The following is a 13,046-nucleotide window of genomic DNA, read 5'->3' as shown; positions in this document are numbered from 1 at the left end:
TACTCGATTATTAATTCGAGTAGCGATGGAGGAAGTAGAATGATGTAGCGTGTAAATAGTCATTGTGCTTCTCCTTAACTTTGGGTTGTATTGATTGCGTAATGCATTGTGTAATTTTTGCTCATTAATGAGCTTTTTCATTGAGCCTTTTTTTGAGCCTTATGTCAATCACTTATATCGAAATAACAGTTCTTTTTTTGGGCTTAACAAATACGTTTATGACGAGAAAAAACAGTCTGTTTAGTGCGGTATTAGCGGCGTTTTTTGCTGTACAATTCGTCGCGATTTTCTGGTTCCTCTTTTTTCATCGTTAATAAACCTAGTAAGTGAGCGCATGGCAACGAAAGCAACAATTTATAAAGCATCGGTTCAAGTATCCGATATGGATCGAAACCATTACCAAAGTTATGAATTGACCTTGGCATTACACCCTTCTGAAACGGAAGAACGCATGATGGTGCGTTTGGCGGCGTTTGCTTTATTGGCTGATGAGAAAGAAGGCAGCGAGCAGTTGAGTTTCAGTAAAGGTATTAGCACCGAAGACGAGCCAGATCTTTGGCAGAAGAATTACTCTGATGAAATTTTGCTTTGGGTCGAGCTAGGACAGCCAGACGAGAAACGTTTGCGCAAGGCGTGCGGCCGAGCGCAACAAGTGATTGTTGTAAACTACAATGATAAATCGGACATCTGGTGGGAACAAAACAAAGGCAAAAACAGCCGCTTTGAGAACATGCGTGTGTTGCGTTTCCCTGAGGTGCAAGTGGAAGCCTTAGCGAAGATTTGCACTCGATCTATGCAATTGAATGTGACGATTCAAGATGGTGATATGTGGATTTCGGGTGAGCTAGGCGAGTGCCAGATGACACCAATGTGGCGAGGCGAGCAATAAGCTCACCTCGTTTCTTGTCGTTGAGTGTGAGTGTTGAATGATCAAGCTTTATGCAAGGTGCGTTGAAATAACGCCACGGCTTTGTTGTAGCATTCTAAGGCGAGGGCAGGGTCGTAACGATCGCCTTCGTCACGCATAAAAGCGTGTTGGCCGTTGAATTCATGCCAAGTGAATAGGCGGTCCGTATCGATCAATTGTTGGTAAATTTTCTGACGTCCTACCGTGGAAACGTGCGGGTCTTGTTTGCCCCACACCATGACTAATTCCCCTTGAATCTCCTTGGTGCGCGTGAAAGAGTCATTGCCTTCGTTGCAAGGGATGGTGTTTGAATGAATGTCTGTCGCGTACAAACAAAAAGACGCCTGAATGCGAGGGTGAAGCGCCGCACGATACGCTAAATGGCCACCCAAGCAAACGCCCATAGAGCCGAATTGTCCTGTGCAGTAAGCTTGTTGTTCGAAGTGCGTTAGCATGGCCACCGTATCGCTATCATGAGCTTCTAGGGTTTTGGTAAATTTGTCTGCGTTGCCTTTGTCCTTACCTTCATCGTCATAGCTTAACACTGTGCCGATGGGGTTAAGTTCGTGAAACACTTCTGGAACAATCACCACAAAGCCATGGCCCGCCATCATGGCAGCGGAACGCGCAATGGGCGCGGTTTGTTGGAAAATCTCGGAATAGAAGAAAATACATGGAAAGCGGCCGTCTGCTTTAGGGTGATAAACGGTACAGCGCATCGTGCCTGTTGGCGTGTTAATATCTTCGTCGTGGCGTTGAATGATCATGGTTTTCCTCAAAGAATGTGTTACTGGCTTACATGATATTCGACCCAACTCTGATGAGCCAGCCGCAAACGCAAAATTAAACAGATGAGTGGGAAAAGTACGGTGCGAATTTTATTGATAAGTGCTTATGAAGCCAGCAGCCATAAAGCATGGGCGCACACCTTAATGAAAGGGCTGAGTCAGCACGATTGGGAGTATTTGTCTTTGCCCGCTCGACATTTCGCATGGCGAATTCGCGGTAATGCCATGAGCTTTGCGTTTGATCCAAAATTTAAGTCCATTTTAGAAAAGTCCTACGATTTGGTCGTTGCCACATCGATGACGGATTGCGTTGGCTTAAAGGCGTTTTGCCCTGATTTGCAGAATATTCCTTGGATACTGTATTTCCATGAAAACCAATTTGCTTACCCAGCCAGCGATAAGCAACAAGGCTTAATAGAAATGCAGATGGTGACCTTATACAGTGCTTTGGCGGCGGATTGCTGTGTGTTCAACAGCCAGTTTAATAAAGCGTCTTTTTTTGCCGGTGCTCGGGCCTTGTTGAAGAAGCTGCCGGATTATGTCTCTCCAGATTGGCTCAATAACACCGAAGATAAAGCACAGGTTTTGCCTGTGCCTTTGGATATTGCGCATTGTGCAGAATTGAAAGGGGCCACGGGGCGTTCTGGTCGTGTCCGCTTGGTATGGTCTGCACGTTGGGAGTTTGACAAAGGGCCAGACCGGTTACTGGCGATTTTAGAAGAATTAGAGCGTCGCCAAATAGACTATGACATAGCCATTCTCGGCGAGCAATTTCGTTCTATTCCAAAAGAATTTGATCTTATCCATGCCAAGTTCGCCCACCGAATAAGGCAATTTGGCTACGCGCCGAGTCGAGCGGATTACCTAGATTTTCTGGCGTCGTCTGACCTTGTGTTGTCTACCGCATTGCACGAGTTTCAAGGGCTTGCGGTATTGGAAGCGGTTGCGCTTGGTTGTGTGCCGGTATTGCCGAATAGGCAGGTTTATCCTGAATTGTTTGGCGATCAGCGCAATGATATGCCATATCTTTATCAAAGTGATCTAAAAGACATTCACCATGAAGCGAAACAAGCCGTGGACTTGATTCAGTCTGTTGTCGCGAATGATGTTAAAGCCCCCGATGTGAGTCAGTATCAAGTCGAATATTTATTGGCGAAATATGAGGAGCTGATCAGACAATCCATATCTTGAGTCTTTATGTATAGACAACTTAAAAATTTAGTCTTCAGATAAAAAAATCCTTCCTCTTTTTTGTGATGATCTGCTTCAGGTAGTTGTGATTCAATTAAGCGCATAATTCTTTATTTTGCGCTTATTATGTGCGATTCTCTCAGCCTTGATGGTCAAAATAACAATAATCGAATATTAGTCCTAAGAGAAAATAAGCATTTTTAGCGTATTTTTATATGTATATACATGTTGGTATGTTTGTTGCTTTTTATCTTGTGATTAATAACCTTCTCATAGGAAGTCTTCACATGAATGCTACTGATCCAAAGTCTGGAGCCGTGTCTCCACTGTCTCTTCTTAAACTCATTGCCTATAGCTGCATTGGTATTTTTGTTTTTTTCATTCCGATCAGCGTCGGTGGAAAAGAAACCATACCGCTTGATCATATTGTGTCTTGGTTACGTGGTGACTACGCTCAAATGACGGAAATCTACGCTATTTTAGTGGTGTTGGCTGGCGGTGCCTATCCGTTTATTTCTGGGAATTGGAAAGCCAGTAAAACTCAAACAGTTTTGTCGATTTTTAAAGTTTTGGGTGTGGTAACGGCTGCGATGGCATTCTTCTCAGTTGGGCCTGCTTTTTTATTCGAAAAAGACATGTTGCCTTTCTTGTTTAGTAAATTGGTGGTGCCGGTTGGTTTGATCGTGCCGATTGGTGCGGTGTTTCTGGCGTTTCTGATTAGTTACGGTTTGCTTGAGTTTGCTGGCGTGCTGTTGCAGCCAATTATGAAACCCTTGTTTAAAACGCCGGGGAAATCGGCAATTGATGCGGTGGCGTCTTTTGTGGGCAGTTATTCTATTGGTTTGTTGATTACCAACCGCGTTTATAAATCAGGTCAATATTCTGCGAAAGAAGCGGCCATTATTGCGACGGGTTTTTCTACAGTATCCGCTACTTTTATGGTGATCGTCGCGAAAACCTTGGGCTTGATGGAAGTTTGGAACGTCTTTTTCTGGGCAACCTTATTGATTACCTTTGTGGTCACTGCCATCACAGTGAGATTATTCCCGCTGAGCAAAATGGACGATACGGCAGAAAGTCGTGAAGTGGAAAAGTTCCAGCATTCTCGTTTCAAACAAGCTGCATTAGAAGGTCTGGAAGTAGCGAACAATGCCGCTCCCATTGCTCGTAACATTCTACAAAACATCAAAGAAGGCATGTTAATGGCAATGAGTATTTTGCCTTCTATTATGTCTGTTGGGTTGTGTGGTTTGTTATTGGCGAAATACACACCGGTATTTGAATGGATTGGTTATTTGTTTTACCCATTCGCATGGATCGCACAATTGCCCGATCCAATGATGGTGGCCACAGCATCTGCAACAGGCTTGGCTGAAATGTTCTTGCCAGCGTTGATCGCTGCGAAAAGCGTATTCGTGGTGAAGTTTGTGGTTGGTGTGGTGTCTATTTCATCGATTCTTTTCTTCTCTGCGTCGATTCCTTGTATTTTGTCGACCGAGATTCCGCTAAGCATTAAGCAAATGCTGATTGTTTGGTATCAGCGAGTCGCGTTGACTATTTTGATCGCCTCGCCAGTGGCGTTTTGGGCGGAGCAATTTATTAAGTAAGTGACTTAATTGAGAAAGCGAAATAAAACACGCTAAATTGATGCCATTTCATCCATTTGGTGTGTTTTACTCTTTCTTGCAAAATGTCGAATTTCTTCAATTAATACCGATCCCTAGTCGTTAGGATCAAGCTTCAAATGTATTTTTTGAGGAGGTCTTAATATGTCAAATCGAATCAATTATTTTGCTGCAGCACCACAAGCGTTCGAGCTTTTACTAAAGCAAGAGGAAATCTTAGGCAAGCAATTTGCTGAAATACCCAGCTTAGGTAAGACTATATTGGAGCTAGTGAAGCTTCGTGTATCACAAATAAACCAATGTGCTTTTTGCTTGGATATGCATAGTTCACAAGCATTCGAAATGGGTGAAACGTTTGAGCGTATGATCGCTTTGAGTGCGTGGCAAGATTCTCCACTATTTTCTGATCAAGAGCGTCAAGCTCTGGCTTGGGCAGAGCATCTTATAGCAGGTTATTCTGTTGATGATGTTCATTACGAAGAAATGCTAGCCAATTTTGGTGAATCTGGATTAACCTATTTAACCATTGCGATAAATGCTATTGCTAGTTGGAATCGAATGGTAAAAGTCTTTAAACCAGAGGTTGGCAGTTTTCGTTAAATAAGCGGTTTCTGCTCATAGTAAGTTAGAGGATTAACATGTCATCGCCCTTGTTGTTCGAGATCCATTTTCCTCAAGGGCGGCTTTCTTTATGGGTACAGGCTATTTGGTCGGCACAAGTCCTAATCGGTCAACAAGGCGTGACTCGCCGTTTGGTTGCGGATGCAGGTAGCGGAATCTTGTTTAACCTTGGAGTGCCTGTGCTGATTGACAAGCAGGAATGTCAAGATCAGGTGATGTTCCAGCCAACGAATCAACGGGACTCATCTAATTCATTTACCGTCTGGAACGGATTTAGTAGGTGTGCGTTTTCAGCCCGGAATGGGGCGCTTATTTCAGACAAAATTGACAAAACAACATGACAAGACGGACTCACTGCAAACGTCTGAATTTATTCAATCTTTGTTGATACAATTACAAGACTGTACGAGCATTCAAGAGCGTATCGATTTATTGGAAAAGGCGTTTAGCCAAATTGTTTTTGGTATGGCAGACATTCAGGATCCTGTTATGAAAGCGATAGAATTGTTACAGCAATCTTCGAGGGTCGATTTGTTAGAGGTACTTCCACTTAGCCAGCGTCAAATAGAGCGCCAGTTTCAGTGTCGTTTGAGTATGTCGCCAAAGTACTTTCAGCGATTGAGAAGAGTTCGGGCCGTTTTGTTGGCCTTGCAGCAAACTGAACACCATTCTAGACTCGCGGAGCTTGCACTTGAGTATGGTTTTTCTGATCAAGCGCATATGACGCGAGAATGTCAGTTAATCGCGGGTATTACGCCAAAGCGTTATATCAATCGTAAGCGGTCGCCGTAAGCTGTGTGTTTTTGATGGTGCCTATTGCCAACTTTATTTATCATTCGTAAATGATTCAGAAACTTCAACATAAATCCATCTATATGCCTGTGCTCTTGATGCTCTGGCTTGGTTTGTTTCTTGATAGCCAGTCGTTGGCTGAGCAAGTTCAATACACTCAATGGGCCACCAATGGCTTGGTGCTGTTTTGCTTTGCGTGGGTGTATTCTCGCGTTACGTCCAAAATCAAAAAATTGATGTTGTACGGTGTCGTACTGGCACTTCTTGGCGAAGTGATTTTTTCTATTCTGTTGGGCATGTATGAATATCGGCTGGAAAACGTTCCGCTTTATGTTCCCCTTGGTCATAGCCTTATTTATGCTGCTGTATTTTCTCTGCAAAAAGAAAAAACTATCCAGCGCCACAAGACACGCATTGTGTCGTTTCTGTATTGGGGGATGGTGGTTTATTCCAGCCTATGGTTGGTGTTTGATAAAGACGTATTTGGCTTTCTTTGTATGTTGGGTATTCTCTTCTTTTTGAAAAAGATCCCTGGCAATGAATTGTTTTTTCTTCTCATGTTTTACATGGTGGTGTATTTAGAATTACTGGGCACCTATTATCAGTGCTGGGTTTGGCCTGATATTTGGTTCGACCAGATTTCTTTTATTCCTAGCAGTAATCCACCGAGTGGGATCAGCGTGTTTTACTTCGGTTTCGATATTGGTTGTCTGTGGATTTATAAAAAACTGAATGGCAAAACTTGGCGCCGCATGAAAACACTGCGACGTCTATCTTTCCTCAAGCAAGTCTGAGCGGTCAGCTGGAGTGGCTGTTTGGTGCATTGCGCTGTGAGGGATCTCGCTTCAAATCTTTTACCAATGTGCGTGGGTCAAGAACTTCACGCTGTTGTTTCGTCGCGGCTGCCCACCACCAGAGCTGATTAAAAGTACGTCCTAAATAATCTTGCCAGTGTTCTTTGTCTTGTAGATAGTCGCCATTTTGCTGAAAAACCGTTTGAGCTTTGGGAATATGTATCATGGCCGATACGGGCAAGCAGCCAAGCTCTGCCAAAAAAGTGCGCATGTTTACAGCCGCGCGTGCGCCACCCCATTGCCCAGCAGAATAGGTAACAATGGCGCTGGGTTTATAAGAAAACAGCGATGCGCCAAAGTGGTTGAGAAGATTCGCGAGTGCTGGACTCATAGAGTGGTTGTATTCTGGACTAATCATCACATAAGCATCGGCTTGGGCGATTTTTGTGGCGAGAGCATCCAATTGCTCTGGCACCTTGTTTTGATGGTAGGAAAAATGGGGCTTAAAAATTGTATCCAGTGGATAGTTTAGCGGGTCGATCAATTCAACTGACAGATCAGAAAAATGTTCTTCAAGATAGTTAACGCAGGCAAGAGCGACTCGTTCGCCCAGTCTGGCAGGAGAAGGGGGAGTGCTATCTCGAACGCTTCCTAAAAATACCAGTAATCTCATGGTGTTCTCTTTATTGATAACGTGAGTGAATGTTTTACTCTTTTCGATTAAGAGCCGCATGGTGCAATGAGAGTGCTTAGTCTGATCTAATGACCTGTTTATCATCAGCGTCTACAATACATTCGCTGTCTTTCTTATTACAGTATTACAGTTCAACCAAGTGTTAAAATATATGAATAATCGTATATTTGATTGTTCATATGTTCAACGTATTCTTAGAAGTCACCGTATAAAAAAATGCCAGCCTACTTTTTAAAGATAAGCTGGCATGATCCTGATGCATAAAGTTTCTAGGATTGAAGGCCTATAAGTCGGCTTCAATCTCCGCCACAAGCGCATCGTCCTTAGGTGTCACATCTGGCGAGAAGCGATGAACTTTGCCTTCTTTGGTGATCAAGAATTTTTCAAAGTTCCACACCACTTCAGGCGCTTTAGTTGCTTCTATTTTATGACCGGCCAACATGGTGACCATAGCATCACGATTTGGCGTAACAGGTGCCGCAGCAATCAAGCTTTTGTACAAAGGATGCTTGTCTTCACCAGTAACAACAATCTTGCTGAACATGGGGAAGGTGACGTCGTACGTTAGACTGCAAAACTGCTGTATTTCTTCATTGCTGCCTGGCTCTTGTCCTGCAAAATCGTTCGCCAGGAACCCAAGAATTTCCAACCCTTGCTCATGGTATTTTTTGTATAAGGCTTCAAGGCCTTCGTACTGTGGCGTTAATCCGCATTTAGACGCGACGTTGACAATTAAAACTGTTTTGCCTTGATAAGTGGATAAATCGACGCTTTTGCCTTGAATGTCATTAACCGTTAGGTTTAGCGGGTGACTCATAAAAACTCCTTATTAATTTGTGTGCAATGCTAACAGCTTAGCGGTTTGTTGCTAAATATAATGCGGAAAAAATGCATAACCTAAGAGCGAGTGTGTTTAGGGCTTTAACGGACCACCTTGATCTGACAGTAATTCACGCAGTTTGCAGAACACCTCTGGCGATTGACGCACGCCATCGTGCTCATAACTGTTAGTAAGCCAAATTTGAGTATTAGCGACTTGCTTGGCGGTTTTTAATGACAGTTCACGCGGCACATACATGTCATTGTGATACACCGCTGCCACCACAGGTACTTTGTTTTTTGACAGCTTCTCTAGATCGTACAAGGGCGTATAATCCCTATAGTTGGCTAGGGCATTTGCCGCGCCCGAAAAAGGTCGTAACGATGCAATTTGCTCAAACATCCATGGGTAAATCATTTCGCCAGTTAACATCAGAGGCGAATGGGAGACGTCAAATTCACTAAATTGCTCACGGAGCTGTTGTGCGGCCCAACTTGTGCTTTCGTTAGGTCGGCCATAAATGCTTTCATGGATGACCGCAAAAAGAGGGGCTTCGTGATAACTGGTTATATTCATGACTTGCTCTAAAAATACATCGCTAAGTCGCGTTTTATCACTGCCAGCAAAGGCTTCATCGATTAACCAATGTACCTGATCAATGCCCGGTCCCATCCCCAGCAGGATGCCGATGCTTTGAAATCGTTCAAGGGTGAGTTGGTCGCCATCAGGTAAAAGCACTTTCTCGTTGGTTAGACATTGTGCAACCTTTGCCAGAACCTTGGCGTCTTCTGGGTAGCGAGCATAATAGTCTTGGTTTTTATCGATCACGTGTTGGTAAGTTAACTGGTAAATCTCTTGTGCAGATTCTTCTAGCCCAGCTAATCCGCCCGTTACATAACACGCTGCTAGGCCTTCAGGTGCTTGGGATAGATAAGCCAGAGTGATAAAACCACCGTAGCTTTGACCCAATGTCTCAAATAAACGGCCGCCATAAATCGTTTTACGTAAGTGCTCGCAGTCGGCCACTATGCTGTCGGCGCGGAATTTAAGCAGATAATCACGGCCTTCTTCGGCAGACAATTTACTAATTAGATTGGCATCGATCCGACTGCTGCGGCCAGTACCACGTTGATCGATTAAAATAATGCGGTGCGTTTTTAAGGCTTCTACCATCCATGACGGGGAACCTGGCATAGGGCGAGGGATTTGCCGCCAGGGCCACCTTGTAAAAATAGTAATAAAGGTAACTCATCATCGGCGCGGTTTACATCCACCACCTCGCGAGCAAACAGCGTGATGCTTGGACTGTTGTTAGGGGCCTTCCAATCCAAAGGAACTTCTAGTTCGTGATTGGTTATGAGCATCCCTTTCATATTGTATTGTTGGCTGATTGCGTTCATTAATATCCTATTATCGTGAGACTTTAAGTTTGTGTCTTTGTTGAAAGCGCTCTATGGCGAGCGCTATTAATTGGGTCACCAGCGTTTGTTGTGATATGCCGGAATGTTCCCACAGTTTGGGGTACATGCTGATGTTGGTAAATCCAGGCAGTGTATTGATCTCATTAATGAAAATGGTGTCATCGGGCGTTAAAAACATGTCTACCCGTGCCAGTCCTGAACAGCCAAGTAGCTGATAGACCTGAATGGCTGTGGCTTGAATTCTGGCCGTTTGGTTTGCGCTAATGCCGGCAGGGATTTTCAATTCGGTTGCGTCTGCGTCAATGTATTTGCTTTCATAGCTGTAAAACTTGTCACGGGTAATGATTTCGCCAACACATGAGGCCATTACTTTGTCATTGCCAAGGATAGACACTTCCAATTCACGTCCTTCTACCGCTCTTTCTACAAGTACTTTTTGATCGTATTGGAAAGCATTGGTTATGGCTTGAATGAGTGTTTCTTTGTTGTTTGCTCGGCTTACCCCAATTGACGATCCCATGTTTGATGGTTTGACAAAAACTGGGTAGCCATATTGGGCTTCGATAGCATCGACATTCCATTCGTTTTGCCAATGGTAGAGTGTTGTAAACTCGGCGTTATGGATTCCTGCGTCACGTAAAAGACGTTTCATTATGTCTTTATCCATGCCGATAGCACTGGCTGTTACATCAGCACCAACGCAGGGTAAATTCGCCATTTTGGCTAATCCTTGAATGGCGCCATCTTCACCGTAGGGACCATGCAGGACAGGAAATAGAACATCGATTTTCCCAAGTACTTCTTTATTGTCCATGCGAACAAGCTGTCTTTCTGGTCCATTAGGAATCAGGCCAACTTGAGGGGAGGACACGTTGAGGGAAATGTCTTTTGGATTATCTGCATGGAATAACTGAATAGACTCTTCGTTCAGAAACCAACGTCCATCCCGGTCTATGCCAATTAGCACAGGAGTGAATTGCTCTGGATCAAGGGAGCGAATAACATTCTGAGCCGATTGCAATGATACTTCATGTTCGGCTGAGCGTCCGCCAAATACAATGGCAACTGTGATTTTGCCTGATGTCATACTAATCCCTAATGCGTTATTAAAGCGTTTAATGTTACGTCTGTATAATGAGTAAGCGCAATAGTCTGAGGAGAAGAGATTGCTGGGGTTAATTTTCTGAAAATAACTCCTTTAGCATTGGCCCAGGATTGTTTAAAAAGGCTCTGGTGACTCCGTAATGTTCGGTGTCTTCGTATTTGACTGGGTAAATGCCGGTTTTATCGATTTGGTAAATCTTTGCGCCAGGGTAGGCCATAAGGATTGGTGAATGTGTAGCTATAATGAATTGAGATTGGTTGTTTATCAGTTGATGCATTCGACTCAATACGGCCAGTTGTCTTGTCGGCGAGAGGGCAGCCTCAGGCTCGTCAAGAAGATAAAGGCCATTGCCACCGAAACGTTTCAACATAAGTGCGAGAAAGGATTCACCATGAGATTGCTGATGCAGCGATTTTCCGCCATAGCTGTCTTTAATAAATGGCGCTGGTGCAGGATCCTCATCGAGTTCGTCAATATTAGTGGCAACGTTATAGAAGCTTTCTGCCCTCAGAAAAAAACCATCTCGGTAGCGTTTAAAAGATTTTGAAAGGCGTAGATAACTATGTAGATCTGAATGAGTTGTGCGTGTACCGAAGTTGAAGTTTTTTGTGCCACCTTCTGCGTTGAATCCCAGACTCACTGCAATGGCCTCGAGCAAGGTGGATTTGCCACTGCCATTTTCCCCAACAAAAATAGTGACTGCTTTATCGAACTCAATAAAATCCAGTTCCTTTACCGCAGGGATAGAGAAAGGGTAAACCTCAAAAGAGTCGATTAAATCTCTTTTAAGTTCGATGGTTTTTAAATATGGCAGCGGTTCCATGCTCATTACTCTTGCTACTTTTTAGTGTGTTTGAACACATAAAAAAGAGCCTCAAGTGTGAAGAGAGACTCTTTTTATTACTTCTAAGCATAATAGCAATTTAATACTAAGCAATCCAAATCTGTTGCACGTTGACAAATTCGCGTATGCCTTGCGGGCCAAGCTCACGACCATAACCGGATTTACCAATCCCGCCCGATGGCAATCTTGGGTCGCTTTTTACGATGCCATTGACGGCAATTTGTCCTGACTCCAGTGTTTCAATGGCTCGATCTATGGTCGCTTGATTACTAGTCCAAATGCTGGCGCCTAAGCCATACTCCGTGTCGTTCGCCAGTTCCAGCGCTTGATCAATAGTCTCAATCGGCGTCACGCTGAGCACTGGCCCAAAGGTTTCCTCTTCAAACACCGTCATGCCGGGTTTGACGTCGACCAATAACGTTGGTGGATAAAAGAACCCCGAACGAGATGGCAAATCGCCTCCTGTTAAACAGCGTGCACCGGCGTCGATGCTTTGCGATACTTGGCGATGCAGCTGATCACGCAAATCTTCTCTCGCCAATGGACCTAGATTGTTATTTTCGTCTCTTGGATCACCGCATTTAAGTTTGCTAAAGCGTTCTCGCAGCGCTTCACAGACTTTGTTGTAAATGGATTTTTCAACAAACAAACGCTTCACAGCGATACAGGATTGCCCCGCGTTAATCATCCTCGACAAGGTAATAATGTCGAGGGCTTTTTCTAAATCTGCATCGGCCATCAGAATACAAGGATCGGAACCGCCAAGCTCTAATACGGCGGGTTTTAATCCCGCTGCGGCTTGCGAGGCAATGAACTGGCCTGCCTTGCTAGAACCCGTAAACGACACGGCTTTCACTTTCGGGTGATCGATCATTTTACTGGCTACCGAGTTAGGTACTGCCAGATTGGCGACTGCGTTTTCAGGTACGCCAGCTTGATAAAAACATTCGACCAATTTGTTTGCCGTGGCAGGCACATTCGGGTCCGCTTTTAGCACGCAAGTATTGCCCGCCATTAAGGCTGGAGCCAGAAAGCGTAATGCCAACCAAACTGGCGCGTTCCAAGGCAAGATGCCTAATACGGTACCAAGAGGCGGGTATTGCACATAGCTGTGACTGGCATCGGATTCAAGCGATTCAGGCGCTAAAAAATCGGCACCGTGTTCGGCATAGTAGTCGGCACACCAAGCGCTTTTCTCCACTTCGGCAAGGCCTTCTTTTATTGGTTTGCCCATTTCTAACGCCATTAAATTGGCCAGTTCGTTTTGGTTGTCTCGTAACGAAGCCGCTACGGCTTTTAACACAGCCGTTCGCTTAGCAAAGCTTTTGACTTTCCACTCGGCGAAGCCGCTCGCCACTTTATCGATGGTGGCGTGTGCCTGTTCTAAGCTTAATGACGGGACTCGGTGGTAGGGCTTGGCCTGTGGTTGGATTGATGGTTTCTA

The 13,046-nt window shown here is 44.4% G+C and carries 15 protein-coding genes; 7 read left to right on the top strand and 8 right to left on the bottom strand.

Features of this window, described 5'->3' with window-relative positions:
• Window positions 1–334 precede the first annotated feature (334 nt).
• Window positions 335–889, top strand: a complete 555-nt coding sequence (locus tag AC0L6V_RS06560) for a YaeQ family protein (RefSeq protein WP_265220941.1) — start codon at window positions 335–337, stop codon at window positions 887–889.
• A gap of 41 nt (window positions 890–930) precedes the next feature.
• On the opposite strand, the gene AC0L6V_RS06555 is transcribed toward AC0L6V_RS06560, so the two are convergent.
• A complete protein-coding gene (locus tag AC0L6V_RS06555) occupies window positions 931–1,674 on the bottom strand; it encodes a dienelactone hydrolase family protein (RefSeq protein WP_265220942.1) in 744 nt (247 codons plus the stop codon).
• A gap of 102 nt (window positions 1,675–1,776) precedes the next feature.
• Here AC0L6V_RS06555 and AC0L6V_RS06550 point away from each other — a divergent pair, with 102 nt between their 5' ends.
• The 6 genes from AC0L6V_RS06550 to AC0L6V_RS06525 all read left to right on the top strand — a co-directional run bounded on the left by AC0L6V_RS06550 (window position 1,777) and on the right by AC0L6V_RS06525 (window position 6,718).
• Window positions 1,777–2,886 carry a tRNA-queuosine alpha-mannosyltransferase domain-containing protein gene (locus AC0L6V_RS06550; RefSeq protein WP_265220943.1) on the top strand — a complete coding sequence of 370 codons (1,110 nt, stop codon included), beginning with the start codon at window positions 1,777–1,779 and terminating at the stop codon, window positions 2,884–2,886.
• 287 nt (window positions 2,887–3,173) lie between these two features.
• Window positions 3,174–4,493, top strand: a complete 1,320-nt coding sequence (locus AC0L6V_RS06545) for a YjiH family protein (protein WP_409419565.1) — start codon at window positions 3,174–3,176, stop codon at window positions 4,491–4,493.
• Window positions 4,494–4,655: 162 nt separating this feature from the next.
• The gene (locus AC0L6V_RS06540) at window positions 4,656–5,111 is read left to right on the top strand and encodes a carboxymuconolactone decarboxylase family protein (protein ID WP_265220946.1); all 456 of its coding nucleotides are present in this window, start codon (window positions 4,656–4,658) and stop codon (window positions 5,109–5,111) included.
• 38 nt (window positions 5,112–5,149) lie between these two features.
• A complete protein-coding gene (locus tag AC0L6V_RS06535; protein ID WP_418138864.1) occupies window positions 5,150–5,473 on the top strand; it encodes a hypothetical protein in 324 nt (107 codons plus the stop codon).
• Window positions 5,457–5,924 carry a helix-turn-helix domain-containing protein gene (locus AC0L6V_RS06530; protein WP_265220948.1) on the top strand — a complete coding sequence of 156 codons (468 nt, stop codon included), beginning with the start codon at window positions 5,457–5,459 and terminating at the stop codon, window positions 5,922–5,924. The genes AC0L6V_RS06535 and AC0L6V_RS06530 overlap by 17 nt, the downstream gene beginning before the upstream one ends.
• A 50-nt stretch (window positions 5,925–5,974) precedes the next feature.
• On the top strand, window positions 5,975–6,718 hold the full coding sequence (locus AC0L6V_RS06525) for a hypothetical protein (protein ID WP_265220949.1): 744 nt from the start codon (window positions 5,975–5,977) through the stop codon (window positions 6,716–6,718).
• 4 nt (window positions 6,719–6,722) lie between these two features.
• Here the strand turns inward: AC0L6V_RS06525 and AC0L6V_RS06520 are convergent, their stop codons facing one another.
• The 7 genes from AC0L6V_RS06520 to AC0L6V_RS06490 form a co-directional block, all read right to left on the bottom strand.
• Window positions 6,723–7,391 carry an NADPH-dependent FMN reductase gene (locus AC0L6V_RS06520; RefSeq protein ID WP_265220950.1) on the bottom strand — a complete coding sequence of 223 codons (669 nt, stop codon included), beginning with the start codon at window positions 7,389–7,391 and terminating at the stop codon, window positions 6,723–6,725.
• Between the two features lie 304 nt (window positions 7,392–7,695).
• Window positions 7,696–8,229 carry a glutathione peroxidase gene (locus tag AC0L6V_RS06515; RefSeq protein ID WP_265220951.1) on the bottom strand — a complete coding sequence of 178 codons (534 nt, stop codon included), beginning with the start codon at window positions 8,227–8,229 and terminating at the stop codon, window positions 7,696–7,698.
• Window positions 8,230–8,325: 96 nt separating this feature from the next.
• Complete coding sequence (locus tag AC0L6V_RS06510; RefSeq protein WP_418138863.1) at window positions 8,326–9,405, bottom strand: alpha/beta fold hydrolase; 1,080 nt, start codon at window positions 9,403–9,405, stop codon at window positions 8,326–8,328.
• Window positions 9,399–9,632, bottom strand: a complete 234-nt coding sequence (locus tag AC0L6V_RS06505; RefSeq protein WP_418138862.1) for a hypothetical protein — start codon at window positions 9,630–9,632, stop codon at window positions 9,399–9,401. The genes AC0L6V_RS06510 and AC0L6V_RS06505 overlap by 7 nt, the downstream gene beginning before the upstream one ends.
• Window positions 9,633–9,642: 10 nt before the next feature.
• Entirely contained in the window at window positions 9,643–10,740 is a 1,098-nt protein-coding gene (gene ddlA / locus AC0L6V_RS06500; RefSeq protein ID WP_265220953.1) for a D-alanine--D-alanine ligase, read from the bottom strand.
• A gap of 88 nt (window positions 10,741–10,828) precedes the next feature.
• Entirely contained in the window at window positions 10,829–11,581 is a 753-nt protein-coding gene (locus AC0L6V_RS06495; protein WP_265220954.1) for an AAA family ATPase, read from the bottom strand.
• A gap of 106 nt (window positions 11,582–11,687) precedes the next feature.
• Window positions 11,688–13,034 (bottom strand): NAD-dependent succinate-semialdehyde dehydrogenase, encoded by a 1,347-nt coding sequence (locus AC0L6V_RS06490; protein ID WP_418139075.1) that lies wholly within the window; start codon window positions 13,032–13,034, stop codon window positions 11,688–11,690.
• Between the last annotated feature and the right edge of the window lie 12 nt (window positions 13,035–13,046).

The organism is Marinomonas sp. G8-14, assembly GCF_055808935.1.
This window is presented reverse-complemented; position numbering and strand designations above follow the sequence as displayed.

What these genes read in the sequence shown, in the direction of transcription:
- AC0L6V_RS06525 (WP_265220949.1), top strand. Translation starts at nt 5,975, where the DNA reads ATGATTCAGAAACTTCAACATAAATCCATCTATATGCCTGTGCTCTTG.
- AC0L6V_RS06545 (WP_409419565.1), top strand. Translation starts at nt 3,174, where the DNA reads ATGAATGCTACTGATCCAAAGTCTGGAGCCGTGTCTCCACTGTCTCTT.
- ddlA (WP_265220953.1), bottom strand. Translation starts at nt 10,740, where the DNA reads ATGACATCAGGCAAAATCACAGTTGCCATTGTATTTGGCGGACGCTCA.
- AC0L6V_RS06540 (WP_265220946.1), top strand. Translation starts at nt 4,656, where the DNA reads ATGTCAAATCGAATCAATTATTTTGCTGCAGCACCACAAGCGTTCGAG.
- AC0L6V_RS06515 (WP_265220951.1), bottom strand. Translation starts at nt 8,229, where the DNA reads ATGAGTCACCCGCTAAACCTAACGGTTAATGACATTCAAGGCAAAAGC.
- AC0L6V_RS06520 (WP_265220950.1), bottom strand. Translation starts at nt 7,391, where the DNA reads ATGAGATTACTGGTATTTTTAGGAAGCGTTCGAGATAGCACTCCCCCT.
- AC0L6V_RS06510 (WP_418138863.1), bottom strand. Translation starts at nt 9,405, where the DNA reads ATGGTAGAAGCCTTAAAAACGCACCGCATTATTTTAATCGATCAACGT.
- AC0L6V_RS06505 (WP_418138862.1), bottom strand. Translation starts at nt 9,632, where the DNA reads ATGAACGCAATCAGCCAACAATACAATATGAAAGGGATGCTCATAACC.
- AC0L6V_RS06560 (WP_265220941.1), top strand. Translation starts at nt 335, where the DNA reads ATGGCAACGAAAGCAACAATTTATAAAGCATCGGTTCAAGTATCCGAT.
- AC0L6V_RS06555 (WP_265220942.1), bottom strand. Translation starts at nt 1,674, where the DNA reads ATGATCATTCAACGCCACGACGAAGATATTAACACGCCAACAGGCACG.
- AC0L6V_RS06495 (WP_265220954.1), bottom strand. Translation starts at nt 11,581, where the DNA reads ATGGAACCGCTGCCATATTTAAAAACCATCGAACTTAAAAGAGATTTA.
- AC0L6V_RS06535 (WP_418138864.1), top strand. Translation starts at nt 5,150, where the DNA reads ATGTCATCGCCCTTGTTGTTCGAGATCCATTTTCCTCAAGGGCGGCTT.